This is a genomic window from Streptomyces sp. JJ36 (assembly GCF_021696945.1).
Taxonomy (GTDB): Bacteria; Actinomycetota; Actinomycetes; order Streptomycetales; family Streptomycetaceae; genus Streptomyces.
Window position 1 is genome coordinate 81,131 of record NZ_JACYHE010000005.1, and the last position, 26,958, is coordinate 108,088.

Genomic DNA, 26,958 nt, shown 5'->3' on the forward strand with positions numbered 1-26,958 from the left:
GGCCGTCAGTCGTTGTCCGGCAGGATCATGTTCAGCGCCCAGGACACGATCGAGATGACCAGGCCGCCGAGGACCGCCGTCCAGAACCCCTCCACATGGAAGCTCAGGTCCACCGTGTCCGCCAGCCAGGAGGTGAGCAGCAGCATCAGGGCGTTGATCACCAGGGTGAACAGACCCAGGCTGAGCACCAGCAGCGGCAGCGACAGCAGCTTCACCACCGGCTTGACCACGAAGTTCACCACGCCGAAGATCAGGGCGACGAGTATCAGGGTGAGCGCCTTGCGGCCGGTGTCGTCGCCGGTCAGCGTGATGTCGCCGATCAGCCAGATGGCCACGGCGAGCGCGCCGGCGTTGGCGAGCGTCTTGATGAGGAAGTTCGTCATACTGCGATGGTTCCAGACCCGACCGGGCCCGGGCAGTGGGCCCGGGCCCCGAACCACACGAGATGGGGACCGGTGTGAAGGCCTTCCGGCTGGAGCAGCTCGAGGCGGAGCGCGTCGCGAACGACGGTGCGTATCTGCAGTTTCTGCGCGAACGTCACATGTCGGTCGGGCTCTACGCCCTCGACAAGGGCACCCCGGACACGCAGACCCCGCACCGCCAGGACGAGGTCTACTTCGTCGTCAGCGGCCGCGGCTCGCTGACCGTGGGGGACGAGACGACGCAGGTGGCGCGCGGCAGCGTGGTGTACGTGCCGGCGGGGGTGCCGCACCGGTTCCACCACATCAGCGAGGACCTGCGGGTGATGGTGGTCTTCGCCCCACCGGAGGGCTGAGGCGGTACCGCGGCCGGCCGCCGGGACGGCCGCCGGTCCGTACCCGCGGCCGGCCGCCCGGCCCGTACTTCCCGCGGTGCGGCCGGGCCCCGGGGCACCCGTACCGCCGGGACGGGCCCCGGCCCCGCCGGGCCCCGCCTCCGGGATTCCGTAGGGGGTGATTCAGGGACGTACCCGGGCCGGTGTCCCTCCCGCCCGCACCCCGGCCGTCCTAGCATCGAAGGCACGAGGCGGCACCTGCCCGGCGCCGCCGCCCTGTACCCGACGGGAGTCCTCATGGCTGTCAAGGACGTGCTCGCCACCCTGCCGTGGTGGGTGAAGTGGATCGCGATACCGGTGATCGCGCTGGTCGTCTTCGGCAGCCTGATCGCCAGCATCGTGGGCTTCCTGGTGGGCCTGCTCTTCAAGGTGCTGCTCTTCGCCGCCCTGGTCGGCGGGCTGGTCTACCTGGTGCGGCGGGTCACCTCCGCCTCCTCCTCCCGCGGCGACTGGTGACCCGCGGGGACGACGCCTGCGGCGCGCCGCCCACCGGGGCCGGTCCCGGCGGGCCGCCGCGCACCCGCCGCGCCGCGTCCGCGGGGGGCCGGTCGGCGGAGACCACCAGTGCCGCCAGCAGCGTCGTCACCGGCACCGAGGCCACCAGCCCGATCGAGCCCACCAGCGTCCGCACGATCTCCTCCGCGACCAGCTCGGAGCCGGCCACGGTGGCCACGCTGCTCTCCGCGATGGAGAAGAGCAGCAGCAGCGGGAGCGCGGCCCCCGCGTAGGCGAGGACCAGGGTGTTCACCACCGAGGCGATGTGGTCCCGGCCGATCCGCATCGCCGCCCCGTACAGCCGGCGCCGGCTCGCCCCCGGGTCCGCGTCCTTCAGCTCCCAGACCGCCGAGGTCTGGGTGACCGTCACGTCGTCCAGCACGCCGAGCGACCCGATCAGCACTCCGGCCAGCAGCAGGCCGCGGATCTCGATGTCCGGGTAGAGGCCGTGTACCAGGCCGGTCTGGTCGTCGGTGTTCCCGGTGAGCTCGGCCCAGCCGATGAAGAGCGATCCGAGCACCCCGATCAGCAGCAGCGACACCAGCGTGCCGAGCGCCGCCACGGACGTACGGGCGGACAGTCCGTGACAGAGATAGAGCGTGGCCAGCATGATGGCGCTGCCGCCGACCACCGCGACCACCAGCGGGTTCGACCCCTGGAGTATCGCGGGCAGGATGAACAGCGTGAGCACCGCGAAGCTCACCGCCAGCCCCACCAGCGCCAGCAGTCCGCGCAGCCGCCCGACCAGCACCACCACCACCGCGAAGACCGCGGCCAGCAGCCACATCGGCACCGTGCGGTCCACGTCGATCACGCTGTACTGCAGCGCGCGGGGGGCCTTCTCCGCGTAGGCGACCACCACCTCCTGCCCCGTGGTGTAGCGGCGGGTGGCGTCCGGGGCCACCACTTCCGTGAAGGTGCGCCCCGTGTCCGGCCCTTCGGTCACCTCCACCGTGACCCGCTCGCAGGTGCGGCCCGCCGTGCCCGCGGGGCCGTCCGGCTGCTCGCCGGGGCGGGTCTGCGGCGGGTTCACCTGGACGTTGACGTCGGCGCAGTCCACCTCGCGGACCTGGGTGACCCGGGCGTCGAAGGTCGGCCGGTCGAAGCCCACGCCGGTGCGCTCGTCCTGCTCGTGCGCGGGTGCCCCGCCGGGCCAGAGGACGAGGAGCCCGGCGACCACCGCCGTCGCGAACGGGATGAGGACGGCGGCGATGACCCGGCGCAGATGCCGCGACACGGGAGTCGGCGGACCGTGCCCGTGGCCGTGGGAGTGCCCGTGGGCGTGCCCGGACGCGGCGCCGTGGGGCGGCGGGTGCTGCGGTGGCTCCTGGGCCTGCTGCGGTGGCTCGTGCGGTGGCGGCGGTGTCGGTGTCACCGGCAGATCATCGCAAGAACGCGGGGGCCCTCTGTTCACCCCGCCCGGTGTGCCGTTAGCGTGGTGGACGCCTTTGCACATCGCGGGAGCTCCGAGCACGGGGCTGAGAGGACGCTGAGCGGCTGCGTCGACCGCCGAACCTGTTACCGGGTAATGCCGGCGTAGGGAGTGGGTCTCATGACCACGCAGGATGCACGCACGCCCGAAAACGGCCAGAACGGGCGCAAGCCGGGCTGGCACAAGGGTTATGTCAGCGGAAGCCGCCCGGACATCCGGGTCCCGGTCCGCCGGGTGCACCTCACCAACGGCACGGATGTGACGCTCTACGACACCTCCGGGCCGTACACCGACCCCCACATCGACACCGACGTCCGCCGCGGACTCGCACCGCTGCGGGAGAACTGGATCATCGCCAGGGGGGACACCGAGGAGTACGCGGGCCGCGAACTCCGCCCCGAGGACGACGGCATCAAGCACACCGCGCCCCGCGGCGGGCTGCGCAACCTGGACGCCGTCTTCCCCGGGCGACCACGCCAGCCCCGGCGGGGGCGCGACGGAACGGCCGTCAGCCAGCTCGCGTACGCCAAACGCGGTGAGATCACCCCCGAGATGGAGTACGTCGCCGTCCGGGAGAACGTGACACCGGAGTTCGTACGGGACGAGATCGCCGCCGGCCGCGCGGTGCTCCCCGCCAACGTCAACCACCCCGAGATCGAGCCGATGATCATCGGCAAGAACTTCCTGGTGAAGGTCAACGCCAACATCGGCAACTCCGCCGTCACCTCCTCCATCGAGGAGGAGGTGGAGAAGATGACGTGGGCGACCCGCTGGGGCGCCGACACCGTCATGGACCTCTCCACCGGGCGGAACATCCACACCACCCGCGAGTGGGTGCTGCGCAACTCCCCCGTCCCCATCGGCACCGTGCCGCTCTACCAGGCGCTGGAGAAGGTCGACGGCAAGGCCGAGGAACTGAGCTGGGAGGTCTACAAGGACACCGTCGTCGAACAGTGCGAGCAGGGCGTGGACTACATGACCGTCCACGCGGGCGTGCTGCTCCGCTACGTCCCGATGACGGCCAACCGGAAGACCGGCATCGTCTCCCGCGGCGGCTCCATCATGGCCGCCTGGTGCCTGGCACACCACCAGGAGAGCTTCCTCTACACCCACTTCGAGGAGCTCTGCGACATCCTCCGCACCTACGACGTCACCTTCTCCCTCGGTGACGGGCTGCGCCCCGGGTCGATCGCGGACGCCAACGACGAGGCGCAGTTCGCGGAGTTGCGGACGCTCGGCGAACTCAACCGCATCGCCAAGTCCCGGGACGTGCAGACGATGATCGAGGGCCCGGGCCACGTCCCGATGCACAAGATCAAGGAGAACGTCGACCTCCAGCAGGAGATCTGCGAGGAGGCCCCGTTCTACACCCTGGGCCCGCTCACCACCGACATCGCCCCCGCCTACGACCACATCACCTCGGGCATCGGCGCCGCGATGATCGGCTGGTGGGGCACCGCGATGCTCTGCTACGTCACCCCCAAGGAGCACCTGGGCCTGCCGGACCGGGACGACGTGAAGACCGGCGTCATCACCTACAAGATCGCCGCGCACGCCGCCGACCTGGCCAAGGGCCACCCGGGCGCCCAGGACTGGGACGACGCGCTCTCCGACGCGCGCTTCGAGTTCCGCTGGGAGGACCAGTTCAACCTGGCCCTCGACCCCGACACGGCACGGGAGTTCCACGACGCGACGCTGCCGGCCGAGCCGGCGAAGACGGCGCACTTCTGCTCCATGTGCGGGCCGAAGTTCTGCTCGATGAAGATCTCCCAGGACATCCGCCGGGAACACGGCGACGCGATGTCCGGCACCCCGGGAGAGGAACTCGACCCGGACGAGGGGATGCGCCGCAAGTCCGAGGAGTTCGCCGCCGCGGGCAACCGCGTCTACCTCCCCGTCACGGACTGAGCCGCCGCCCGCCCGTCGCCCCGGCCCGCTCCGGTGGGCCGGGGCGCCCGGCGGTCCGCCCGGCCGGTCGCGCCGGCCGCCGGCTAGTCCGTACGGCCGGTGACGGCGACGGTGAGCCCAGCCCGATCATCGCCAGGCCGCCCGTGCCGCCCAGCAGCGACAGGCGCCGCGGCGAACGGCCCGACCAGGCCCGCGCGCCGGACGCGGCCACTCCCCAGACGCTGTCGGACGCCGGCTGGAGCAGCGCGCCGGCCAGCCCCAGCAGCAGCCTCTGGAGGACCACAGGTCCCGCGGTCCGGTCCACGAACTGCGGCAGCACGGCGGTCAGGAAGACGATGCTCTCCGGATGGGTCGCCCCGACCGTGAACCCCTGCCACGCCGACCGGACTCCGCTCCCGGCCGGGGCGGGCGCGGCGCCGTAGCACAGTCGCGGTGGTGGCGACGAGCGGGTCCGGGGCGGGGTGACGGGCGCCGGCGGGCGCGGACCGCCGGCGGCCGGGGCGACACGCGGTGGTGCAGCCCCGGCCTGGCCCGCCCCCGTGCACGCCCTCGTGCCCGTGCACGGGCCTTCGAGACTCCCCCCTCTCGCCTCGACCGGCCCACGCGGCGTCAACGCGCGAGAACGCACTACAACCTTAGTTGACCGTGCGTCAGTGTCCAATCACGGCAGTGACGTCTACCTATCGATATATTTATGGGCACCGGCACGCGGCGCCCGGCACCAGCCGCCACCCGCCGGGGGAAGGAGCAGCGATGGACCTGGCGCTGCTGCGCACGTTCCTCGCGGTGCACCGGGCGGGCTCCTTCACCCGCGGCGCCGCGCTCCTCGGACTCTCCCAGCCGGCGGTCACCGCCCAGATAAGGACGCTCGAGGGCCGCCTCGGCCGCCCCCTCTTCCACCGCGGGGCCCGCGGCGTCACCCCCACCGCCGCCGGCGAGGAGCTGGCCCGCAAGGTCGCCCCGCACCTCGACGCGCTCACCGAGATCGCCGAGACCGGCCTGGCGGACGAGTCGGCGGACCGCACGGTCCATCTCGCCGGGCCGCCCGAGTTCACCGGATCGCGAGCCGTCCCCGCGCTGGCGCCGCTGGTCGAGCAGGGGCTCACGCTGCGCGTCGCGTACGCCGCGACCGAGAAGAGTCTGGAGTCGCTCTCCGCCGGGCACTGCGACCTGGCGCTCACCACCGCCCGCCCCCGCGGGCGGCCGCTGGACGCCACCCCGCTGTGCGACGAGGAACTGGTGCTCGTCACCGCGCCCCGCTGGCTGGAACGGGTGGGCGGCCCCGCCGCCGTGCAGGCCTCCGGGCCGCGGGCGCTGGACGCCGTACCCGCGCTCTCCGTGCACGAGACCATGCCGCTGATGACCCGCTACTGGACCGCGGTCTTCGACACCCCGCTCGACCGGTCCGCCGCCGTCATCGCCCCCGGACTGCGGGCCGTGCTGGAGAGCGTGACGGCCGGCGCGGGCATGGCCGTGCTGCCCCGGTGGCTCTGCGCGGCGGCGCTGGACGCGGGCGAGGTGACGGCCCTGCTGGACCCGCCGCTGCCGCCGCTGCGTACCTACTTCCTGACCGTACGGACCGGCACCCTCGCCCTCCCCCACATCGCCCGGACCCACGACTGGCTGCTCCGGGCCGCCGCCGGCTGGTGAACCGGGCCGCGGGCAGGGACGGCGGACGCCGGGCCCGTCGCACCGCCGGGCCGGACACCGCCGGGCCGCACCGCCCGGGCGTCCCGGCGGGCGGCGCGGGTTTTGACCCGCCGGGTATGGGCCAGACCTCCTCCATGACCGATGAGCGCCCCGTGGTCAAGCGCACCGCCCGCGCCCTGCTGCTCGACGGCCCGGACCTGATCGTGATCAAACGCACCAAGCCCGGCCGGGCGCCCTACTGGATCACCCCGGGCGGCGGCGTCGAACCCGGCACGGACGACACCGTCGTCGCCGCGCTGCACCGCGAACTCGACGAGGAACTCGGGGCGAAGGCGACGGACGTGGTCCCGGCGTTCGTCCACACGGTGCCCTACGACCCGGAGGAGGACGGGGGCCTGCCCCCGGGTGGCGCGGCGCTCCCCGCCGGGGGCGGCACGGCCGCTCCGTACGGGGTGAAGGTGCAGCACTTCTTCGTGTGCCGGCTCGCCGCCATGGACCCGGCGCGGCGGCACGGGCCGGAGGTGGAGGAGCCGGTGGGCGCCTACGAGATCGTCCGGCTCCCCTTCACCCGGGCCGGCCTCGCCTCCGTGGACCTGGTACCGCCCGCGCTGCGCGCCTACCTGGACGTGAACCTGGAGGGCGTACGGGCGCTGCTCGCCCCCGACCTGGGGTGAGGGCACGGAGTCAGGAGAACCAGCCCTGGAAGGGTTCCGCCGCCCCGCCGCCGATGCGGCGCTCCGCCTCGGCGAGGGCCTGTTCCGCCTGCCGCCGCCAGGCCTCCGCCGCCTCCCCCTCCGGCATCGCGGCCCGTGCCGCGAGCACCGCGGAGGCGCAGTGCGCGGCACCCGCGGCGTCGGCGGAGCGCTCGCCGCCGTCCGCGTCCGGACGGGACGCGACGGGGAACCGCCGCCGCGGCACCGCCGGGATGCGTCGCCCCCCGGGCGTGTGGCCGCCTGCCGCGGGGCCGCCCGTGCCGTTCCCGTGCCCGGCCCCGTGTGACGGACCGTCCGCGGTGGGGCGGGCGGGCCCGGCCTGCGCGGAGGCGGTGTGCCCGCCGTGCGCGGCAGGCCCGGGCGCCGGGCCCGCGGTGGCGGCATCCCCGGATGCTCCGGACCGGTGGGCGGACACGCCGTGCGGGGAGGAACCGGCGCCCGGTGCGGTGTGCCCCCCGGACGCAGCGGGCCTCTCGGTCGTGGCGTCCCGGCGGGACGCGGCGTGCCGGCCGTCGGCCGCCCGGGCGGTGGCCGGGGCGTACGGCGGCACGGGGGGCTCCGGCGGTGCGGCGGGCGGGGGCGGCACCGCCGCTCCCTCCTGCGGCACCGCGCTCCCCCCGGGAACCCCCGGCGCACCCACCGGAGTCGGCGGCGCCGTGGGCACCGGCGGCACGGCCGGCGGGGGCGGCGCCTGCCCCGGCGGGTCCGGCACCGGGGCGGGCCGGACGGGTTCGGCGTGCTCCCGCGGCGGCCGCTCCACGGGCCCGCGCTCCCGGGCGTCCCGCGCGGACCCGAAGAAGTCGCCGCCCTTGCGCTTGACGTCGTCCGTACCCCAGTCGCGCGACCCGCCCCGCGGCACCTTCTGCAGATGCGGGATGTGCTTGGCGCAGTGGATGTACGCCTCCTCCACCGTCACCCGCACCCAGAGCACCGCGCGCCGCCCGGGCACCGGGTCCACCGGCAGGTCCGGGTGCCGGGCCCGGATCTCGGCGTCCTCGTGGACCTCGGCGCTGCCGTTCACGTGCAGCCCGATGCGGGCCCGCAGGAAGTCCATCAGCAACAGGCCGACGTGCGGGTTCTCCTGGAGGTTGCCGAGGCTGGCGTGCACGCCGTTGCCGCGGTACTCGGGGAAGAGCAGGGTGCGCTCGTCCAGCACCCGCAGGAACCCGGGCGGCCCGGCGCGGAAGGAGTTGTCGCACTCCCCGTGCCGGTCGGCGGTGGCGAGGAAGAACATCTCCTGCTCGGCCACGAACTCCTGCATCCGCGGGTTCAGATGGTCCAGCACCTGCTCGTCGTAGAAGCGGTCGGCGCGGCGGGTGCTGCCCAGCCACTGCTGCAGGGCGTGCTCGCCGGCGCTGCCCGGCCGGGGCACCGGCCCCGCGGCACCCTCGGCGGCCCGCCCGTGCTCGTCCCGTACCGTCCCGCCGCCGGCCGCACCGGGCGCACCGGCGGCCCCGGAGGCCGCGGGGTCTCCGCCCGCCCCGGCCGCCGCCTCGCCCACCTCGGCGTCTGCCACTTCCGCTGTCTCCTTCTCCTCGTCCGCGGGTCGCCGGCCGCCCGCCGGTCCCGCTCCGCGCCCCCGTTCGCGGCCGGGGGGCCGCTACTCCCCCCTGGCGACCAGTTCGTCGAGGGAGTCGTGCCGGATGCGGTGGGCGGGCACGCCCACGCTCTGCATGGCGGCCACGCCGCTGCGGATCATCCCGGGCGGGCCGGAGAGATAGCCGTCGTACGACGCCCACGGCCCGTACCGGCTCACGACCTCCGGCAGCTCACCCACCAGAGGCGGTTCGCCGTCCGGCCGGTCGCCGGGACGGCTGTCGTCCTCGGAGACCACCGCCCGCACCGACAGCCAGGGGTGCCGCCGCTCCAGCTCCCGCATCGTCTCCAGGTCGTACAGCTCCCGGGCGCGCCGCGCCCCGTAGAAGACCTCGACCGGGCGTGACCGCCCGTGCTCGGCCACGTCCTCCACCAGCGCCCGGATCGGCGCGATGCCGGTGCCGCCGCCGACGCAGAGCAACCCGGCGTCGGAGCCGTGGTCCACGGTCATCGAGCCGGCCGGCGGCCCGAGCCGCACCACGTCGCCCGGCCGCGCGCGGTGCACCAGCGCGCTGGACACCCAGCCCGCCGGCACGGCCTTCACATGGAAGCTGAGCAGACCGTCCGGGCGTGGCGCGTCCGCGAAGGAGTAGTGCCGCCACACCCGCGGCCACCACGGGGTCTCCACCATGGTGTGCTGTCCCGCACGGAACGGGTACGGCTGGTCGGGGCGGACGGTCACCACCGCGATGTCGGAGGTGCGCCGCTCGTGCCAGACGACCTCCGCGTCCCACCAGGCCGGGGAGTGCTTCTCGTCCTCCGCGGCGGCGTCGATCATGGTCTGGGAGATGGTGGTGTACGCCCGGACCCACGCCTCCTCGGCGGCGTCGCTCCAGGTGGTGCTCGCGTAGCGGGCGAGCGAGGCCAGCAGGCATTCGCCGACCGCCGGGTAGTGCTCGGGACGGGTGCCGTACTTGCGGTGGCCGCGGCCGAGGTGGGAGAGGTACTCCGTGAGGATCTCCGGCTCGTCCACCAGCTTGCCCGCGGTGAGCACCGCCCGGAAGAGGCGGTCGCGCTGGGAGTCCATGGAGGCCGGGAAGAGCTCCCGCAGTTGCGGGTGCTGCACGAAGAGCAGCGCGTAGAAGTAGGCGGTGACGGAGTCGGCGACCGGCTCGATCTCCTCGAGGTTGCGCCGGATCAGCACGGCGTCCGGGGAGGACTCCCGGTCGGGGGTGGCGGGCCGGGCTGCGGACGCCGGGCCGGTGGCCGGGTCCTCGGCACGCTGGTGCTCGGCGGGGCCCGGTGCGGCGTCGGTACCGGCCCGTGCGGGAGGCTGCGGCCGTTCCGCACCCGGGGCGGCCGCGCGGGCGGCCTCGGCGCCGGGCGCGGGGGCCTCGGCGGGGGCGTGGGTGCCGGTGCCGCCGGGGTGAGCGCGCCGCTCGGCGCCCGAACCCACGCGCCGTATCGGGGTCACGGGCCGGCTGGGTATCTCCTCGCCGCCGTCACGCTCCCCCTGCGGCCCGCGCGGAGCGTCGGGCTTCCGGGCGGGGGAGAACCAGCTCCACTCGCCGTTGCCCCCGCCGTCGGCGGCGGACGCGCCGTTGTCGGCCGACGTGGTGGTCATGATCTGCCTCGCCTTGAACGTCTTGCGGTCGTTCCGCACACATCCTGGTCCGGAAAGGTGACTGTCTTCGGGACTCCCTCGTCTATCGGCCGCGCAACACAGCCCGGCGATGCGGAGTCGACCATACCGTTATGGCATCGATCCACAAGCCCCGCCCTCGGTTCTCCCGAATTCCGTGATTCCGCCCACTCCCGGGAATTGACGGCGATACCGTCGGGAGGCGGTACGCCTCGTGCGGAAGGCATACGGAAGCCGTACGGGGGGCGGCCCCCGGAGCCGTACGGGCGCCGGGCGCGCCTCCGCAGGCCCTCCGGCACCGGGTGCCCGGAGTGGCCGGGGCGGGCCGCACGGCACGACCGGCACCCGAATGAACCGGACGGGAACGGGCGCACTTCCGGGCCGCGAAAAGGAGAGGCGGACCCTAGGGGATTACCGTGGCGGGGTCCAGACGCGGGGGAAAGCGGAAGCGTCGTTCCGGGCATTCCTCACCCGTTCTTCGCAGGGCCCGCCGTCCTTCTCCGTGAACCCGCCGGGCGGCATCCCGTGCCGGCCTGGGACGGCCGTACCGGGACGGCCGGCACCCCGTGCGGGAGCGCCGGGACACCACGGCCCGGCCCCCTCGCCCGTACGCACCCGGGCACGGTACTCGGCGCCGAGTACCGCGGGATACTCCCCGTGCCGGACGCCGTACACCCGCCCGCACGCCACCGTGGACGACATGACACCCACCTCCCGGTGGCCGCCCCGCCCCGCAGCGGACGGACCACCCTCACGCCTCCCCCGGCCGGCGCGGCGCGCCGGCACCCTCCCCCGGCCGACGCGGCGCGCCGGCACCCTACCCCGGCCGACGCGGCGCGCCGGCACCCTTCCCCGGCCGACGCGGCGCGCCGTCCTCGTAGTCCACGTCATCGTCTCCGTCGGCTGGCTCGGCCTCTCCGTCTGCCTGCTGACGCTCGCCCTGGCCGGCTTCGCCTCCACGGACCCGGCCACCGACGCCACCGCCTACCGCGCCATGGACCTCTTCGGCGACCGGCTGGTGATCCCCTTCGCCGCCCTCACCCTGGCCTCCGGCCTGGTCCTCTCCCTCGGCACCCACTGGGGTCTCGCCCGGCACCGCTGGGTGTGGACCAAGTTCTGGCTCACCGTGGCCGCCGGCACCGCCTCCCTCCTCGCCCTGCGCCCCGAACTGGACGCCGCGGCCGCCGCGGTCGCCGCCGGCGAGCAGGTCGACGGCTGGTCACTGCTCTTCCCGCCCTCCGTCTCGCTCACCCTCTACGCCTTCATGACCGCGCTGTCCGTCCTCAAGCCATGGGGCCTCACCCGCCGCGGCCGTCGGTTGCGGGATGCCGAACGCGCCGCCCGGCGCCCCGGAAAACCGGTGGCGACGCCGTCCCGCCCTGGGGCAGCCTGACCCGCGTGACGCCTGCCTCGCCCGCGGACCTGCCCATCCGGCCCCTCAGCCCGTACGACCTGCCCGCCTGCCTGGACCTCGCGACCGCGCGCGGCTGGACGCGCGAGGAACACAAGTGGCGCCTGCTGCTCACCGCCGGGCAGGGGTACGGCATCGACGCCCCGGACCGACCGCACGCCCTCATCGGGGCGTTCGTGCTCACCCCGTACGGCAGCACCGACCCGGCGGCCCCGGGCGGCGGCACCGCGTACACCTCGGTGGGCATGGTGCTCGTCGCCGAGCGCTTCCAGCGGCGCGGGCTCGGGCTGCGGCTGATGGAACACGCGCTCGCCGCATCCGGGGACGCGGTGCCCTTCCTCACCGCGACCCCGCAGGGGCGTCCCCTCTACGAGAAGCTGGGCTTCAAACCGGTCGGCAGGCTCGGCATCCTCACCGGACACTTCACCCCGCCGCCGGGCGCGGCGGCGCCCGGCGGGGCACGGGTGGGCGCCGCCACCGTGCGCCCGGCCACCGCCGCCGACCTGCGCGACGTCCTCGCGCTGGACGCACAGGCGTTCGGGGCCGACCGCACCGAACTCCTCGCCCGGCTCCCCGCGTTCGCCGACCGCTTCGTCGTCGCCGAGGACGGCACGGGCACCGTCAGCGGCTTCGCGGCCGCCTGGCCCAACGAGGACGTCACGGTCCTCGGGCCGGTCGTCGCCCGGGACCTGCCCACGGCGCAGGCGCTCATCACCGACCTCGGCACGCACACCACGGGCCCGGTCCGCTACGACGTCGACGCCCACCACTCCGCGCTGGTCGACTGGCTCCGGGAACGCGGGCTGGACGGCGCGTTCCCGTGCACCCAGATGGTGCACACCGCCTCCGACCTCCCCGGCGACCTCGACCGCCGCTTCGCGCCGTACTCGGTCGCCCTGGGCTGAGCGGGAACCGCGGGGCCTGCCCCCTCGTCGCCCCGGCGCCGGGGAGGCCACCGGATCCGTGTCACCACACGGGCCGCAGCGGCGGCACCTCCTCGCCGGCCAGCTCCCGGACCACACGGGCCAGTTGCGTCCGCAGCCGCTCGACCTCACCCGCACCGTCCGCCCCCAGCCGCTCCGCCAGCTCGCGCTCCAGCTCGCGCAGCAGGTCCCCGGCGACCGCCAGATGGCGCCGGGCGGCCTCCGTCGGCACCACCAGCTTGCGCCGCCCGCCGGCCGGGTGCGGGGTGCGGCGGAGATAGCCGCGCCGCTCCAGATCGTCCACGAGCTGCCCGGCGGCCTGCTTGGTGACGCCGAGCCGGACGGCGAGCTCGCCCGCGGTCGCGCCGTGCGGCCCCAGAGCCTGGAAGGCGAGACCGTGCACGGGCCGCAGGTCCGGGTAGCCGGCGGCGGCGACGCGCGCGGTGAACTCTCCCAGCAGGAGCTGGAAGGCCCAGCCGAGCAGGAAGGTCAGCTCGGTGCGCCGCAGGGGGTCGTCCGCGGGGTCGGTCTCCGGTTCCGTCACACCGCCATGGTGACACATGCGTGACAAGCTGCTTTACTTACCGAGTAAAGCAGCTTGACACCGTGCGGCGTCCGCAGACGTCCGCCACCGGCGAAGGAGCACCCCCGTGCACGTGATCACCCCCGGCCCCGAGCGCACCATCGCGACGCCCAACGCCGTGATGACGCCGCTGGCCGCCCCCAGCACCGGCAGCACCACGCTCAGCACCTGGCGGGTACGGATGGAGCCCGGCGCCTCCGGCCCGCTGCACACCGTCGACCGGGAACAGGTGTGGACCGTGCTCTCCGGCGCCCTCGCCGTGACCACCGGGGACCGCACGGAGACCGTCCGGGCGGGCCAGACGCTCGTCCTGCCGGCCGGCACCGAGCGCCGGGTGCGTACGGCGGGGGACGCGGCACCGGAGAGCGACGTGGTGCCGGCAGGCGCAGTGCCGCCGGACGACACCGGGGTACCGGACGACGCCGGGGCCGGCGGGCCGGTCGAGGCCCTGGTCGCCATGCCCGCCGACGGCCGGGTCAGCACCCCGGACCAGGGGCCGCGCCCCCTGCCCTGGGCGGTCTGACCCGGCCGCGGCTCCGTCGCGCGCGCCCTCAGCCCCGGGTGCCCGGGGCCGGCACCCCGGCCGCGCCCGGCACTGCGGACGGCCCGGCCGCCACGGGCCCGGGCCGCGCGGCGGAGGCGGCGCCCGCCTCCGTCACCACCCGGCCGGTGTGCCCGCCGGCGCCGGACGCGGGCCCGCGACGCTCCAGCACCGCCGCCAGCACGGCCAGCCCGAGCGCCGAGACGGCCAGCACCGCTCCGACGAGGTTCGGCGAGGTCGGACCGTACCCCGCGCCGAGGACCAGCCCGCCGAGCCACGCGGCCAGCGCGTTCCCGAGGTTGAAGGCGCCGATGTTGACGGCGGAGGCGAGCGTCGGCGCCTCGGCGGTCTGGTCCAGCACCCGCTTCTGCAGCGGCGGCACGGTCGCAAAGCCGAAGGCACCGATCAGCGGCAGCGTGACGGCGGCGAGCACCTTGTCGTGGGCGGTCAGCGTGAACAGCGCCAGTACGAGCGCCAGCGCCCCCAGGGCCACGTACAGCATCGGCATCAGGGCCCGGTCCGCGAAGCGCCCGCCGAGCAGGTTCCCCGCGACCATGCCGAGGCCGAAGAGGACGAGCAGCAGCGTGACGGAACCGTCGGCGTACCCCGCGGCCTCCGTCAGCATCGGAGCGACATAGGTGAGGGCGGCGAAGACGCCGCCGAACCCGAGCACGGTCATCCCCATGGCGAGCAGCACCTGCGCGTTGCGGAACGCGGCCAGCTCGCCGCGGAGGTCCGCACGCCGGCCCCGGTCGCGCGCGTCCTGGGGCACGAAGGCGGCGACACCCGCCAGCCCGAGCACCCCGAGGCCCGCGACGACGAGGAAGGTCAGGCGCCACCCGGCCTGCTGCCCCAGGAACGTGCCCATCGGCACGCCGACGACGTTCGCCACGGTGAGCCCGGTGAACATCATCGCGATCGCCCCGGCCTTCCGGTGCGGGGCGACCAGCCCGGCGGCGACGATCGAGCCGATGCCGAAGAACGCACCGTGCGCGAGCGAGGCGATCACCCGGCCCGCCAGCATCGCCCCGAAGACGGGCGCGGTGGCGGAGACGAGATTGCCCACGACGAAGAGTCCCATCAGGAGCATCAGCATCCGTTTGCGGGTGACCTTGGTGCCGAGCACCGCGAGCAGCGGGGCACCGGCCACCACACCGAGGGCGTAGCCGGTGGTCAGCCAGCCGGCGGCCGGGATGGAGACCCCGTAGTCGGCGGCGACCTCCGGCAGCAGGCCCATGATCACGAATTCCGTGGTGCCGATGCCGAAGGCACCGACCGCCAGGGCGAGGAGAGCGAGGGGCATGCGGAGCCTCTCCCTTTACTTGCAGACGACTGTTATCGGCGCTGAGCTTAATTGCAGACGCCTGATACTTGCAAGCGCGGGATATTGCGCCGCTGTCCTATCCTGGGAGCAGGCAGTGGCCACCGCCGGCCGCCCGGGGCCCGGCCCCCGGCACCACCCACCAGGAGGAGCCCATGACCCGACCGGACCCCGGCCTCGCCCAGGGCTGGTGCGCACTCTCCGAACTGCACGGCCGCATCGAGGCCCACATCGAACGCGCGCTGCAGAGCACACACGGCCTGAGCGTGCGCGAGTTCTCCGTGCTCAACGTGCTCAGCGGCCAGCACTCCGGGACCGGCGGCCACTTCCGCATGAACCAGCTCGCCGACGCCGTGGTCCTCAGCCAGAGCGCCACCACCCGCCTGGTGAACCGCCTCGAGGACCGCGGCCTGCTCTCCCGCTACCTCTGCCCCGACGACCGCCGCGGCATCTACACCGAGGTCACCCCCGCCGGCCGGGCCCTGCTGGAGGCGGCCCGCCCCACCAACGACGCCGCCCTCGACGAGGCCCTGACCGACGCCGAGAAGCGCACCGAACTCCAGCCGCTGGTCGCCGCCGTCCGCGCACTCGAACCGGCCCCGGCGGCCACCTGACCCGGCCCCGCACACCGCGCCTTAGGCTGCGTCCATGACCACCGACGCCCCGGCCTTCGCCATACGGCGGGCCACCGCCGACGACATCCCCGCGATCGTCGCCCTGCTCGCCGACGACCCGCTCGGCGCCCGGCGCGAGACCCCGGACGACCTCGCCCCGTACGAGCAGGCGTTCGCCCGGATCGCCGGCGACCCGCACCAGCACCTGATGGTCGCCCAGGGGGACGACGAGGGCCCCCTTCTGGGCACCCTGCACCTCACCGTCATCCCCGGCCTCTCCCGCCGCGGCGCCACCCGCTCCCTCGTCGAGGCCGTCCGCGTCCACGCCGACGCCCGGGGCACCGGGCTCGGCACCCGGCTCCTGGAGTGGGCCGTCGAGGAGTCCCGCCGGCAGGGGTGCGCCCTGGTCCAGCTCACCTCCGACGCCACCCGCACCGACGCCCACCGCTTCTACGAGCGCCTCGGGTTCGAGCCTTCCCACGTCGGGTTCAAGCTGCCGCTGCGCTGAGCCCGCCGGGACGGGCTGCCCGGGCACGGCGTGCCGGGGACGGCACGTCCGGGGGACGCCGGTCCGAGGACGGCAGACAGAGACGCCGGCCCCGGTGCGACCGGCTCCGGGCCGCCGGCCCGTGGAGGGCCGGCCCGGGGCGCGTCGGGCCCACCGCACGACGCGGGACCGGCCCCGCACCCCGGCCCGGACGCAGATGCGGCCCTCGCGCGGATCTTCGGACCCGCCCCCTCGTTACCCCCCGTAGGGGGCGGGTCACCGGGACCCGCCCCGGGGCGGGCGCACCGGCGCCCGGAGGGGAGAACGGACATGGTCCACGAGGGAGTCCTGCTGGAGTCGCGCTCGCTGCGCAACGGGCTGGCCACGCGCACGGACGTGCTCGACCGCGTCAAGGCGCTGTCCCTGCTCCCGGACGACCTGCACGTCACGACCCGGATGGTCGCCGACTACTTCGAAGTGCCTGTGGAAACTGTGCGTTCCCTGGTGAAGGATCACCGTGCCGAGCTCGAGGAGAACGGCTACACCGTTCTGACCAGGGAAAAGGTAAGGTCCTTCAGGGACCTTACCTCGCTGGACAAGTACGCGGGCCGCCATCTGGCCCTCTACACCCGCCGCACCGTCCTGAACGTCGCCATGCTGCTGCGGGACAGCGCGGTCGCGCGGGCCGTCACGCGGAGGAGGCACAGCACGTCCCCCGGCCCACGGACCGGGCCGACCCCGCGGGCCCGGCGGGGGGCTTCCCCGTCCACACCCTCGTCGCCTGGCTCGACGAGCGCATCGAGCGGTCCGTCGCCGAGCGGCTGGCACAGCACGACACACAGCTCGCCCGGGCCGCCGAGGACGCGGTACGCACGGTGCTCGGGCAGACCGTGGTGCCGCTGCTGAACCACGCCATCCGGGCCGACGGCGAGCGGCGGCGCGAACTCGCCGGGATCCGACGGGAGCTCGGACGCATCGACCGGGCGCTGCGCGCCCGGATGCCGAGCGGCGCGATGGCGGCCATGGACGCCATGACCTGGCGGGAGTTCGAGGACCACGTGGCGGGGCTCTGCCGCCGGGACGGCTGCATCAGCGTGGCCAACACCGGCAACACCGGCGATCTGGCCGCCGACCTCGTCGGCCGTACGGCGGACGGGCGCACGCTGGTGGTGCAGTGCAAGCACTTCGCGCCGCACCGGAAGGTGGAGAGCGGGGAGATGCAGAAGTTCATCGGCATGGCGAAGCTGGAGCACGCCGCGGACCTCGCGCTGTTCGTCACCACGGCGACCTTCACCCCCGCCGCGAGGGACCTGGCCGTACGGCACGGCGTCACCGCGGTGCACCGCCGGCTGCTGGAGACGTGGAGCGCGGGCACCCGCCTCCAGGTGCTCAGGTAGCGGCGAGCCACGCCTCGCGGCGGCCGGCCCGCGGTTCGGCCGCCCGCGGGGGGGTCAGCCGTCCGCGATGGGGGCGGTCCGTCGCCGGACATCGGTGAAGAGCTTGTCGAGCAGTCCGGCGAGCGCAGTCCGCTCCTCCTCCGACAGCCCCGCGACCAGCCGCGCCTCACGCCCCAGCACCGCGTCCACCGAGCGCTCGACGAGTGCGTGGCCCGCGGCCGTCAGGGAGACCTGGACGGCTCGGCGGCCGGGCCCGGGCGCACGGGAGACGAGCCCGTCCCGCTCGGCCCGGGCCACGCGCTGCGAGATGGCCCCCGCCGTCACCAGGGTCCGCCGCGCGAGTTCGCGGGTGCCCAGGGCGTACGGCGGACCGGAGCGGCGCAGCACCGAGAGCAGGTCGAGCGTGGCGGCGTCGATCCCCGCGTCGCGCAGCACCCGGTTCCGGTCGTCCGCGAACAGCTTTCCCAGCCACCACAGAGGCGTCACGATCTCGACGGACTCGGTGGGGACCCCCGGGCGCTCCCGGCGCCAGGCCGCCGCGATCTCCGCGGCGGAGGAGGGCGGCCCCGGAGTCCACCCTGCCGAGACGGTGTCGGCCATGCGCGCCTTCCCTTCTCGCGTAAGCGTATGTTTAGCTCTAAACGTAGCACCCGTCGCCCGCAGGAGGACCCGTGATCCGCAGTGTGCTCGTCACCGGAGGCACCAGCGGTATCGGCCGCGCCATCGCCGCACGGTTCGCCGCCGACCAGGAGAAGGTCGTCGTCACCGGACGCCGCGCCGAGACCGTCGCGCGCACCGCCTCGGAACTGGGAGTGGGCGTCGTCTGCGACGCCACCGACCCCGGGCAGGTGGCCGCGCTCCAGGACCGGACCGGCTCGCTCGACGTCCTGGTCAACGCCGCCGGCGGCCTCGCCTCCGGCCCGGACGGGCCACCTCTGGAGGCACTGGCCGCCCAGTGGCGGGCCGACCTCGAACTGAACCTGCTCAGCGCGGTCCTGACCACCGGCGCGTTCCGCGACCGGCTCCCGCCCGGCAGCGCCGTACTGAGCATCGGCTCCCTGGGAGCCGAGCGGCGCGGCGGCTCCTACGGAGCCGCCAAGGCCGCCCTCGCCGCCTGGAACGCCTCACTCTCCGCCGAACTGGCACCGCACGCCATCACCTGCAACGTCATCGCCGCCGGCTATGTCACCGGCACCGCCTTCTTCCAGGGTCGGATGACCGAGGAGCGCCACACCGCGCTCGTGGCCGAGACCCACGACAAGAGGCCCGGCACGCCGGACGACATCGCGGAGACCGCCCACTTCCTCACCTCCCCCGGCGCCCGGCACATCACCGGCCAGACCCCTGCACGTCAACGGCGGCGCCTTCACCACACGCTGAGCGGACGGCCCGGGGAGCCCCCGGGCAGCGCCGCGGTGCGGCCGTGCTGTCCTGACGAGGTGCGGGTCTGACGAGGTGCGGGTCTGACGAGGTGCGGGTCTGACGAGGTGCGGGTCTGCCGAACGGCAGGCCACGGACACGGAAGGGGGAACGTGGGAGAGAGCGGACTCGGGGACCGGCTCCGGTCGGCGGTCCGAGCGGGGGACGCGCAGGCGGTGCGCGCCCTGACGGAGCAGGGGGCGCCTCCGGACACGGCGGACGCGGCGGGGCTGCCGGTGCTCTGCGCGGCGGTGGCCGCGTACGACGCGGAGGTGGCCGCGGCGCTGGTGGAGGGCGGAGCAGACCCCGACCGTGTGCTGCCCGACGGCAGCACGCCGCTGTGGCGGGCCGTCGACGGCGGCTCCCCGGCGGTCGTCTCGGCGGTGCTGGGCACCGAGCCCCGGCTGCGGCTCCCGGAAGCCGCCCGTCACCGGCTCCTGCACCTGGCCCGCGACTGGTACGAGACCGGCGCGGCCGAGAAGCTGCGGCGCCGGACGGGCGATCCGGGCCCCGCCACCACGGTCCGGGTCCAGGACGACGCGTACGACCGGGTCGACGAGGTGTCGCTCGGCGGGCACGTGGTACGCGCCGGGCACGGCGCCGTCCTGACCTCCCTGGAGTGGGCCTTCCGGGTCCTGACGCCCGTCGGCGAACTGATCGGCCGCGCCGTCGAGCACCCCGACGAGACCCATGTGACCTGGTCGGCGGTCAGCTGGGTCCTCCTCCAGCGGCGCAGTCGCCAGACCTGGTCGGCCGTCGTGGCCCATCGCCACCACCCCGCCCCGGCGCACCGGCGGCTGGCGGCGGAGTACCTGCGGATGCACGCGCTCTGCCACCCCGGCGGTCACGACGACGCCGAGAAGAGGGGCACCCTCCTGGCCTCCTGGGCCGCCGAGGAGACGGACGGCGGGGTGCTGGCCAAGGTGGTCGCCGCTCTCACCGAGGACGACCACCCCGGCCAGGAGCCCGCCGGGCTCCGCCACGCCGGCCACACCGACCCCCGCGTCCGCCGCGAAGTGCCGCACGCCCTGGCCGTGGACGGTGTTCCCCGGTCCCCCGCGGCCAGGGACGCGCTGCACACCCTCCTCGGTGACCCGGACGCCCGGGTGCGGATCAGCGCCTGCTCGGTGGGCATGCGGGACGACGGCCTCCTCCCGGCGATCACCCGGGCCCTGCTCGTGCTGGCCGGGGACCGGGACGCCGGCGTGCGGGGTGCGGCCGCGGCAGCGCTGGCCGCCTCGCCGGACCGTACGCCCCGCGTCGCCGACACCCTGGTTTCCCTGCTGGACGAGGAGAACCGGCTGGTGCGCCTGGAGGCCGCCCACGGCCTCGCCCTGCGCGACGATCCCCGCACCGCCGAGGCGATCGCACGCGTCGGGCCGCTGCCGCCCGGCTTCGACGACGACCACCGGGCCCACGCGCTGTGGCGATGGCGGCGACGGCAGGAAGACGCGCCTGGCACGTGACCCCGCCACTCCACGGGCCCCGCCTCACGGATCCCCGGTCGGCACCGCCGTACGACGAGCCTGCGGACGTGCAGATGCGGCGGAGCAGATACCCGATGGCGGCCCCGGCCTCGTCCGTGTCCTTCCGCGACGCAGCCACCAGGGACCAGCGGTCAGGGCCCGAGGGAACTCGCCGGAGGCGACGGGCGAAAGACAGAGGAAAGCCCAAGCCTTCGAAGCATCCCCCAGGATGAGAGGAGCCCCGATGACCGTGGAGCCAGGCGTCCGCACGGGGGCGGAGAGAGATGCCTCGGTGATCGCACGGTCCCGGGACGAGCCCGAGGCATTCGCCGTGCTCTTCGACCGGCACGCGGATGCGGTGCATCGATATCTGGCCCGTAGGCTCGGTGGCGAGCCGGCCGACGACCTCATGGCGGAGACCTTCACCACGGCTTTCCAGCAGCGGCACCGGTACGACCCCGCGCGGGCCACGGGCGACGACGCCCGGCCCTGGCTGCTCGGCATAGCGACCAACCTGGTCGGCCGGCACCGGCGGTCCGAGGCCCGCCGGTTCAAGGCCCTGGCCCGCATCCCGGCTCCCGCCGACCACGAGGAGCCGCTGGCCGACCGGGCTGCGGCCCGGGCAGGGGCACAGGCCGTACGCCGCGAGCTGGCGGCGGCACTGGCCGCACTGCCCGCGCGGCACCGAGACGTGCTGCTGCTGGTGGCCTGGGGCGGACTCGGCTACGAGGAGGTGGCACGGGCCCTCGGTGTCCCCATCGGCACGGTCAGATCACGGCTGCACCGGGCTCGCAACAAGCTACGCGAAGCGTTGGGCGGATCCGATCCGACGACACTGCGAGAGGAATCCGGCCATGACTGACGAACTCGAACTCCTGCGGGACTGGGAGGCGGACGCGTCCCCGCTCACCGAACCGGCCCGAGCGCAGGCCCGCCACCGACTGCTCAACACGATGTCGCGCACGGAGCGGCACCCCGAAGCTGCACCCAGCCGCCGCTCCGCGCTGCGCCTCGGGACAGCCGCGGTGGTCACCCTGGCGGTTATGGGCACGGCGGTACTGGTCAGCGAGGACGGCGCCGACGAGGGCGGCCGCACCGACCGCGCGGGCACGAACGCTCCGCAGATGCGCAACGCCGCGGCCGTGACGGTGCTGAACAGAGCGGCAGCGCGGGCGAGTAAGCACGAGAAGCCCGTGGCGCCGCGCGACGACCAGTTCATCTACTCGAAGCGGATCATCCAGGAGACAGAGCGGAAGACCGGCGCGGTCAGGACCTATGTGGACGTGAACTGGGACTCGGTGGACGGCTCCCGGCGATCTTTGACCATGGAGCTCGGCCGGGTGATCTGGGAGGAGCCCATGGGGAAGAACGAGGGCGTGTGGCCGCCCCGGGAGTGGAGCAAGCTGGAGAGGCTGCCTACCGACCCGGAGAAGCTCATCACGGGCGTCATCGGCGTCGGCACGTCCGACAAGTCGATCGACGACTTCACCGCGTGGGACTGGTACGACGCCTACTTCATGCTCGGCGAGCTCCTGAAGTGGCCGGTGCTGCCCGAGGGTCTGCGCCCCGCCGCGTACGAGGCGCTGGCCCTGGTGCCCGGGGTCAAGGCGACCCCTGGGATGAAGGACTCCGCCGGCCGCACGGGGGTGGGGATCTCCTACCCTGAGCACGCGTTCCAGAAGGGCAAGTACCTCATCTTCGACCCGGAGTCGTATGCATTCCTGGGCTTCCGCGCCGAGCGGACCTCACGCTCCGGGAAGACATACATCCAGCTGTCGCACGTGGCGGACTGGGCGATCGTCGACCGCTTGAAGCAGCGCCCCTAGGCCCCCTGGAAGGCTTGAAGCCGGACCGGTTACGGAGTCTTCGCGGCGACCTTCGCGCCGGTCGAGGGCGGTGGATGGCGGATCGCCGGTGCCGGGCGGAGCAGACCACGCTGAGCCCCGAGCACGAGGACCGCCGGCGGGCCCGGGGCGCGCACCGATGAGTTTCCCGCGCCGCGCTGGTCTATACGTCCGGACACCCACGGAGGGAAGGCTGGGCCATGCGGAAACTGATCTACGGCATGAACCTGACCCTGGACGGCTACATCGCCGCAGCCGGTGACGACATCGGCTGGAGCGGTCCGCCGAGCGACGAGCTGTTCCAGTGGTGGCTCGACCACGAGCGGGCGAGCGGCCTGTCGCTGTACGGGCGGAAGCTCTGGGAGACGATGAGCTCCTACTGGCCGACCGGCGACCAGCAGCCGGGCGCCACCCCGGCGGAGATCGAGTTCGCGCGGAACTGGCGGGACACGCCGAAGGTGGTGTTCTCCTCGACGATCGACAAGGTCGACTGGAACACCCGCCTGGTCACCGGCGACGCGATCGCCGAGATCACCCGGCTCAAGGCCGAGGACGGCGGCCCGATGGACATCGGCGGCGCGACGCTCGCCGGGGCGGCCATGCGCGCCGGGCTGATCGACGAGTACGTGATCGCCACCCATCCGGTCCTGGTGGGCGGCGGCACGCCGTTCTTCACCGCGCTGGACGGCTGGGTCAACCTGAACCGGGTGGAGACGCGGACGTTTCCCGGCGGCGTGGTCCTGAGCAGGTACGAGACGAGGCGATGAGCAGCTTCCTCTGAGACCCGGCAACCGGCTCACATGCCGCCGGCCATGTCCACGAAGCGGGAGTAGTGGCCCTGGAAGGCCACCGTGATGGTGGCCGTGGGGCCGTTGCGGTGCTTGGCGACGATCAGGTCCGCCTCGCCCGCGCGCGGCGACTCCTTCTCGTAGGCGTCCTCCCGGTGCAGCAGGATCACCATGTCGGCGTCCTGCTCGATGGACCCGGACTCGCGCAGGTCGGAGACCATCGGCTTCTTGTCCGTGCGCTGCTCCGGGCCGCGGTTGAGCTGGGAGAGCGCGATGACCGGAACCTCCAGCTCCTTGGCCAGCAGCTTGAGGTTCCGGGACATCTCCGAGACTTCCTGCTGGCGGCTCTCCGGGCGGCGCGAGCCGCCCGTCTGCATGAGCTGGAGGTAGTCGATCACGATGAGCTGGAGGTCGTTGCGCTGCTTCAGCCGGCGGCACTTGGCGCGGATCTCCATCATCGACAGGTTCGGGGAGTCGTCGATGTAGAGCGGGGCGTCCGTGACCGCGGGCATCTGCCGGGCCAGCCGGGTCCAGTCCTCGTCCGTCATGGAGCCGGAGCGCATGTGGTGCAGCGCCACCCGGGCCTCCGCGGAGAGCAGACGCATGGCGATCTCGTTGCGTCCCATCTCCAGGGAGAAGATGACGCTCGGCATCTGGTGCTTGATGGAGCAGGCGCGGGCGAAGTCCAGAGCGAGGGTGGACTTGCCCATGGCCGGGCGGGCCGCGATGACGATCATCTGGCCCGGGTGCAGCCCGTTCGTCAGGGAGTCGAGGTCGGTGAAGCCGGTGGGGACGCCCGTCATCTGGCCGCTGCGGGAGCCGATGGCCTCGATCTCGTCGAGCGCGCCCTCCATGATGTCGGAGAGCGGGAGGTAGTCCTCGCTGGTGCGGGCCTCCGTGACGGCGTAGATCTCCGCCTGGGCGGAGTTCACGATCTCGTCCACGTCGCCGTCCGCCGCATACCCCATCTGGGTGATGCGGGTGCCCGCCTCGACCAGGCGGCGCAGCACGGCCCGCTCGTGGACGATCTCGGCGTAGTACTCGGCGTTCGCCGCGGTGGGCACCGACTGCACCAGGGAGTGCAGATAGCCGGGGCCGCCGACGCGGCCGATCTCGCCGCGCCGGGTCAGCTCGGCGGCGACGGTGATGGGGTCGGCCGGCTCGCCCTTGGCGTAGAGGTCGAGGATCGCCTGGTAGACGGTCTCGTGCGCCGGGCGGTAGAAGTCGTGGCCCTTGAGGACCTCCACGACGTCCGCGATCGCGTCCTTGGAGAGCAGCATGCCGCCGAGCACGGACTGCTCCGCCTCCAGGTCCTGCGGCGGCACCCGCTCGAAGGGCGCGGCCACCGCCGCCGACCAGGGCCCGGAATCGTCACCCCGCTCGTGCTGCTCGCCGCCGCCGCGACCCCGGCGCTGGTGGGCGAGGGAGGCGCGCTCGCCGGGGACGGCCGCGGCCCAGTGCTCCTCGACGTGCTCGGGCTGCTGGGTCACCCTGCCACCTCCTCCCCGTCCGGTGGCCGTAGCCCGGCCGCACTCGCCGCCGCGGCTCTTCCTTCCTACGCCACGACGCTGACACTCGGCGCGCCCCGGTCCGCCGCATCCCACCCACGGCCGGCCACGGCCGAGCGCCGACGGACGACCCGTCGGCAGCGGACACCGGGGTGAAGAAGAGGGGAACACGGGGCAGGCGCCGGACTACGTTAGGCGTGCTGGACGCAAGCAGCCAATCGAGTTATCCACAGGGGCTGTGGGTAGCACGCGCCTTCCTGTGGAGAACTCGGTGGTTCCTGTGTACGACCCAGTGGACACGCCTGTGGAGTACTTGGGGGAGGCGGCCGGGCATCCCATCTGACCTGCGGCAACGACATCCACCCCCTGTGTGCGCAAGAAAGTCGGTGACCCGTCGCCCGATTGCGACAAACGGCACGCAGAGGCTCACCCAGGGCAACCGGAGGTAATGACTGCTAGCCACTTGCGGCCATTACCTGTGGATGTTTGAATCGAACCCATGCCCACCACCGCCCCGAGCATGCGCCGCCACGACCGCGAGATCCTGGCCCTCGCCCTCCCCGCCTTCGGCGCACTCGTCGCGGAGCCCCTCTTCCTCATGGCCGACAGTGCCATCGTCGGCCATCTCGGCACCCCGCAGCTCGCCGGGCTCGGCGTCGCCGCCGCCCTGCTGCAGACCGGCGTCAACGTCTTCGTGTTCCTCGCCTACGCCACCACCGCCGCCGTCGCCCGCCGGGTCGGCGCCGGGGAACTGCCGGCCGCGCTCCGGCAGGGCATGGACGGCATCTGGCTGGCGCTGCTGCTCGGGGCGGCGGTGGTGGCGGCCGTGCTCCCGGCGGCCCCCTGGCTGGTCGACCTCTTCGGCGCCTCCGCCACCGCGGCGCCGCACGCCGTCACCTACCTGCGCATCAGCGCGCTCGGCATTCCCGCCATGCTGGTCGTGCTCGCCGCGACCGGCGTGCTGCGCGGCCTGCAGAACACCCGCACCCCGCTCTACGTCGCGCTCGCCGGCTTCTCCGCGAACGTCGTGCTCAACGTGGCGCTGGTGTACGGCCTCGGACTCGGCATCGCCGGCTCCGCCTGGGGCACGGTGCTGGCGCAGGCCGGCATGGCGGCCGTCTACCTGCTGGTCGTGGTGCGCGGCGCGCGGACGCACGGCGCCTCGCTGCGCCCGGACGCCGCGGGCATCCGGGCCTGTGCGCAGGCCGGCGCGCCGCTGCTGATCCGCACCCTCTCGCTGCGCGCCATCCTGCTGATCGCCACCGCGGTGGCCGCCCGGCTCGGCAACGCGGAGGTGGCCGCCCACCAGATCACGCTGACCCTCTGGTCGCTGCTGGCCTTCGCGCTGGACGCCATCGCGATCGCCGGGCAGGCGATCATCGGCCGCTGTCTGGGCGCGGGGGACGAGCCGGGTGCACGGGCGGCGTGCCGGCGGATGGTGCAGTGGGGCATCGGCACGGGGCTGGTGCTGGGGGCCCTGGTGGTGCTGGCGCGTCCGTGGTTCATGCCGCTGTTCACCTCCGACCCGGCGGTGCACGACCGGCTGGCGACGGTGCTGCTGGTGGTCGCCGTGACGCAGCCGGTGGCCGGGGTGGTGTTCGTCCTGGACGGCGTGCTGATGGGCGCCGGGGACGGGCCGTATCTGGCGGGCGCGATGCTGGTCACGCTGGCGGTGTTCGCGCCGGTGGCGCTGCTGGTGCCGGTGCTCGGCGGCGGGCTGACGGCGCTGTGGTGGACGATCGCGGGGCTGATGATGTCCCTGCGGATGGTGACGCTGGCGGCTCGCGCCCGCTCGGGGCGCTGGGCGGTGCCGGGCGCCGTACGGGCCTGACGTCCGCGGTACGGGCCGCACGGCGGTATCCCGACAGGCCGTGGGGACACCGCACGCCCGGGCGCCGTACGCCGTACGGGCGCCGCCGGGCACCGGCGGCCCTGCGGGCCCCGGGCACGGGCGAGGGCCGCACCCCCGTGGGGGTGCGGCCCTCGCCGGTGCGTGGTCCGGGCGCTGCGGTCAGGCCGCCCCGACCTCCACCTCGAAGCCGGCGACGACCTCGGGGTGCAGGCGCACCGAGACCTGGTGGGAGCCCAGGGTCTTGATCGGGGCGCCCAGCTCCACGCGGCGCTTGTCGATCTCCGGGCCGCCCGCGTCCTTGACCGCCGTGGCGATGTCGGCCGGGGTGACGGAACCGAAGAGGCGGCCGCCGCCGCCGGCGCGGACCTTGAGGCCCACCCGGAGGCCCTCGAGCCGGCCCTTGATCTCGTTGGCCTGCTCGATGGTGGCGATCTCGCGGATCTTCCGGGCGCGGCGGATCTGCTCGACGTCCTTCTCGCCGCCCTTGGTCCAGCGGATCGCGAGACCGCGCGGGACCAGGTAGTTGCGGGCGTAGCCGTCGCGGACCTCGACGACGTCGCCGGCGTTGCCGAGGCCGGAGACCTCGTTGGTAAGGATGATCTTCATGCTCGGGT

Annotated in this window: 26 protein-coding genes, 2 pseudogenes and 1 riboswitch; of the genes and pseudogenes, 18 read left to right on the top strand and 10 right to left on the bottom strand. The window is 74.2% G+C overall.

From position 1 onward, the window contains the following. Positions 1-5: 5 nt before the first annotated feature. On the bottom strand, positions 6-383 hold the full coding sequence (locus tag HOY81_RS03505; RefSeq protein WP_237317956.1) for a phage holin family protein: 378 nt from the start codon (positions 381-383) through the stop codon (positions 6-8). A 74-nt stretch (positions 384-457) separates the two neighbouring features. Between HOY81_RS03505 and HOY81_RS03510 the strand changes: the two genes are divergently transcribed. Then, a complete protein-coding gene (locus HOY81_RS03510) occupies positions 458-775 on the top strand; it encodes a cupin domain-containing protein (protein ID WP_237318082.1) in 318 nt (105 codons plus the stop codon). A gap of 276 nt (positions 776-1,051) precedes the next feature. Continuing rightward, positions 1,052-1,270 (top strand): DUF5326 family protein, encoded by a 219-nt coding sequence (locus tag HOY81_RS03515; RefSeq protein ID WP_237317958.1) that lies wholly within the window; start codon positions 1,052-1,054, stop codon positions 1,268-1,270. Here the strand turns inward: HOY81_RS03515 and HOY81_RS03520 are convergent. Continuing rightward, entirely contained in the window at positions 1,236-2,765 is a 1,530-nt protein-coding gene (locus HOY81_RS03520; protein ID WP_237318084.1) for a YibE/F family protein, read from the bottom strand. The genes HOY81_RS03515 and HOY81_RS03520 overlap by 35 nt on opposite strands. Continuing rightward, positions 2,757-2,869: riboswitch (TPP riboswitch) on the top strand. It overlaps the preceding gene by 9 nt. On the opposite strand from HOY81_RS03520, the gene thiC reads away from it, so the two are divergent. Beyond that, positions 2,862-4,649, top strand: a complete 1,788-nt coding sequence (gene thiC / locus HOY81_RS03525; RefSeq protein ID WP_237317960.1) for a phosphomethylpyrimidine synthase ThiC — start codon at positions 2,862-2,864, stop codon at positions 4,647-4,649. It overlaps the preceding riboswitch by 8 nt. Positions 4,650-4,732: 83 nt before the next feature. On the opposite strand, the pseudogene HOY81_RS03530 reads toward thiC, so the two are convergent. Next, a pseudogene (locus tag HOY81_RS03530) lies at positions 4,733-5,055 on the bottom strand (LysE family translocator); the annotation flags it as partial. A gap of 347 nt (positions 5,056-5,402) precedes the next feature. Between HOY81_RS03530 and HOY81_RS03535 the strand changes: the two are divergent. Both HOY81_RS03535 and HOY81_RS03540 read left to right on the top strand, forming a co-directional pair. Beyond that, positions 5,403-6,299 (top strand): LysR family transcriptional regulator, encoded by an 897-nt coding sequence (locus HOY81_RS03535; RefSeq protein WP_237318087.1) that lies wholly within the window; start codon positions 5,403-5,405, stop codon positions 6,297-6,299. Positions 6,300-6,433: 134 nt separating this feature from the next. Beyond that, positions 6,434-6,973 (top strand): NUDIX domain-containing protein, encoded by a 540-nt coding sequence (locus HOY81_RS03540; RefSeq protein ID WP_237317962.1) that lies wholly within the window; start codon positions 6,434-6,436, stop codon positions 6,971-6,973. A gap of 805 nt (positions 6,974-7,778) precedes the next feature. Here HOY81_RS03540 and HOY81_RS03545 read toward each other — a convergent pair. Further along, positions 7,779-8,384: pseudogene (locus HOY81_RS03545) on the bottom strand (pyridoxamine 5'-phosphate oxidase family protein); the annotation flags it as partial. A gap of 228 nt (positions 8,385-8,612) precedes the next feature. Further along, positions 8,613-10,172, bottom strand: coding sequence for a globin domain-containing protein (locus tag HOY81_RS03550; RefSeq protein ID WP_237317965.1), 1,560 nt, complete (start codon positions 10,170-10,172; stop codon positions 8,613-8,615). A gap of 718 nt (positions 10,173-10,890) precedes the next feature. On the opposite strand from HOY81_RS03550, the gene HOY81_RS03555 reads away from it, so the two are divergent. Together HOY81_RS03555 and HOY81_RS03560 are read left to right on the top strand one after the other, a co-directional pair. Further along, on the top strand, positions 10,891-11,583 hold the full coding sequence (locus HOY81_RS03555) for a DUF2269 domain-containing protein (protein ID WP_272892305.1): 693 nt from the start codon (positions 10,891-10,893) through the stop codon (positions 11,581-11,583). A 5-nt stretch (positions 11,584-11,588) separates the two neighbouring features. Continuing rightward, positions 11,589-12,506, top strand: a complete 918-nt coding sequence (locus HOY81_RS03560; RefSeq protein ID WP_237317967.1) for a GNAT family N-acetyltransferase — start codon at positions 11,589-11,591, stop codon at positions 12,504-12,506. A gap of 61 nt (positions 12,507-12,567) precedes the next feature. On the opposite strand, the gene HOY81_RS03565 is transcribed toward HOY81_RS03560, so the two are convergent. Then, positions 12,568-13,068, bottom strand: a complete 501-nt coding sequence (locus HOY81_RS03565) for a MarR family winged helix-turn-helix transcriptional regulator (protein ID WP_237317969.1) — start codon at positions 13,066-13,068, stop codon at positions 12,568-12,570. Between the two features lie 106 nt (positions 13,069-13,174). Between HOY81_RS03565 and HOY81_RS03570 the strand changes: the two genes are divergently transcribed. Beyond that, the gene (locus HOY81_RS03570; protein WP_237317971.1) at positions 13,175-13,630 is read left to right on the top strand and encodes a cupin domain-containing protein; all 456 of its coding nucleotides are present in this window, start codon (positions 13,175-13,177) and stop codon (positions 13,628-13,630) included. 28 nt (positions 13,631-13,658) lie between these two features. Here HOY81_RS03570 and HOY81_RS03575 read toward each other — a convergent pair whose 3' ends face one another. Then, positions 13,659-14,951, bottom strand: coding sequence for an MFS transporter (locus tag HOY81_RS03575; protein WP_237317973.1), 1,293 nt, complete (start codon positions 14,949-14,951; stop codon positions 13,659-13,661). 173 nt (positions 14,952-15,124) lie between these two features. On the opposite strand from HOY81_RS03575, the gene HOY81_RS03580 reads away from it, so the two are divergent. The 4 genes from HOY81_RS03580 (at position 15,125) to HOY81_RS03595 (ending at position 17,467) form a co-directional block, all read left to right on the top strand. Beyond that, positions 15,125-15,583: a MarR family winged helix-turn-helix transcriptional regulator gene (locus HOY81_RS03580; protein ID WP_237317975.1), complete on the top strand. Its 459-nt coding sequence runs from the start codon at positions 15,125-15,127 to the stop codon at positions 15,581-15,583. 34 nt (positions 15,584-15,617) lie between these two features. After that, positions 15,618-16,091: a GNAT family N-acetyltransferase gene (locus HOY81_RS03585; RefSeq protein WP_237317977.1), complete on the top strand. Its 474-nt coding sequence runs from the start codon at positions 15,618-15,620 to the stop codon at positions 16,089-16,091. Positions 16,092-16,400: 309 nt separating this feature from the next. Then, positions 16,401-16,976 carry a hypothetical protein gene (locus tag HOY81_RS03590; RefSeq protein WP_237318103.1) on the top strand — a complete coding sequence of 192 codons (576 nt, stop codon included), beginning with the start codon at positions 16,401-16,403 and terminating at the stop codon, positions 16,974-16,976. Next, positions 16,946-17,467 carry a restriction endonuclease gene (locus HOY81_RS03595; protein ID WP_237317979.1) on the top strand — a complete coding sequence of 174 codons (522 nt, stop codon included), beginning with the start codon at positions 16,946-16,948 and terminating at the stop codon, positions 17,465-17,467. The genes HOY81_RS03590 and HOY81_RS03595 overlap by 31 nt, the downstream gene beginning before the upstream one ends. A gap of 54 nt (positions 17,468-17,521) precedes the next feature. Here the strand turns inward: HOY81_RS03595 and HOY81_RS03600 are convergent, their stop codons facing one another. Beyond that, positions 17,522-18,067 (bottom strand): MarR family winged helix-turn-helix transcriptional regulator, encoded by a 546-nt coding sequence (locus tag HOY81_RS03600; protein ID WP_237317981.1) that lies wholly within the window; start codon positions 18,065-18,067, stop codon positions 17,522-17,524. Between the two features lie 71 nt (positions 18,068-18,138). Here HOY81_RS03600 and HOY81_RS03605 point away from each other — a divergent pair, with 71 nt between their 5' ends. The 5 genes from HOY81_RS03605 to HOY81_RS03625 all read left to right on the top strand — a co-directional run bounded on the left by HOY81_RS03605 (position 18,139) and on the right by HOY81_RS03625 (position 22,963). After that, the gene (locus tag HOY81_RS03605) at positions 18,139-18,918 is read left to right on the top strand and encodes an SDR family oxidoreductase (protein WP_308340946.1); all 780 of its coding nucleotides are present in this window, start codon (positions 18,139-18,141) and stop codon (positions 18,916-18,918) included. Between the two features lie 81 nt (positions 18,919-18,999). Next, positions 19,000-20,352 carry a HEAT repeat domain-containing protein gene (locus HOY81_RS03610; RefSeq protein WP_237317983.1) on the top strand — a complete coding sequence of 451 codons (1,353 nt, stop codon included), beginning with the start codon at positions 19,000-19,002 and terminating at the stop codon, positions 20,350-20,352. A 244-nt stretch (positions 20,353-20,596) separates the two neighbouring features. Beyond that, positions 20,597-21,214 carry an RNA polymerase sigma factor gene (locus HOY81_RS03615; protein WP_237317985.1) on the top strand — a complete coding sequence of 206 codons (618 nt, stop codon included), beginning with the start codon at positions 20,597-20,599 and terminating at the stop codon, positions 21,212-21,214. After that, positions 21,207-22,178, top strand: a complete 972-nt coding sequence (locus tag HOY81_RS03620; RefSeq protein WP_237317987.1) for a CU044_5270 family protein — start codon at positions 21,207-21,209, stop codon at positions 22,176-22,178. Before HOY81_RS03615 ends, HOY81_RS03620 begins: the two co-directional genes overlap by 8 nt. Before the next feature lie 218 nt (positions 22,179-22,396). Continuing rightward, the gene (locus tag HOY81_RS03625) at positions 22,397-22,963 is read left to right on the top strand and encodes a dihydrofolate reductase family protein (protein ID WP_237317989.1); all 567 of its coding nucleotides are present in this window, start codon (positions 22,397-22,399) and stop codon (positions 22,961-22,963) included. A gap of 29 nt (positions 22,964-22,992) precedes the next feature. On the opposite strand, the gene dnaB is transcribed toward HOY81_RS03625, so the two are convergent. After that, positions 22,993-24,474 carry a replicative DNA helicase gene (gene dnaB / locus HOY81_RS03630; RefSeq protein WP_237317991.1) on the bottom strand — a complete coding sequence of 494 codons (1,482 nt, stop codon included), beginning with the start codon at positions 24,472-24,474 and terminating at the stop codon, positions 22,993-22,995. Positions 24,475-24,991: 517 nt separating this feature from the next. On the opposite strand from dnaB, the gene HOY81_RS03635 reads away from it, so the two are divergent. After that, the gene (locus HOY81_RS03635) at positions 24,992-26,323 is read left to right on the top strand and encodes an MATE family efflux transporter (protein WP_237317994.1); all 1,332 of its coding nucleotides are present in this window, start codon (positions 24,992-24,994) and stop codon (positions 26,321-26,323) included. Positions 26,324-26,503: 180 nt separating this feature from the next. Here the strand turns inward: HOY81_RS03635 and rplI are convergent, their stop codons facing one another. After that, entirely contained in the window at positions 26,504-26,950 is a 447-nt protein-coding gene (rplI, locus tag HOY81_RS03640) for a 50S ribosomal protein L9 (RefSeq protein WP_237317996.1), read from the bottom strand. Between the last annotated feature and the right edge of the window lie 8 nt (positions 26,951-26,958).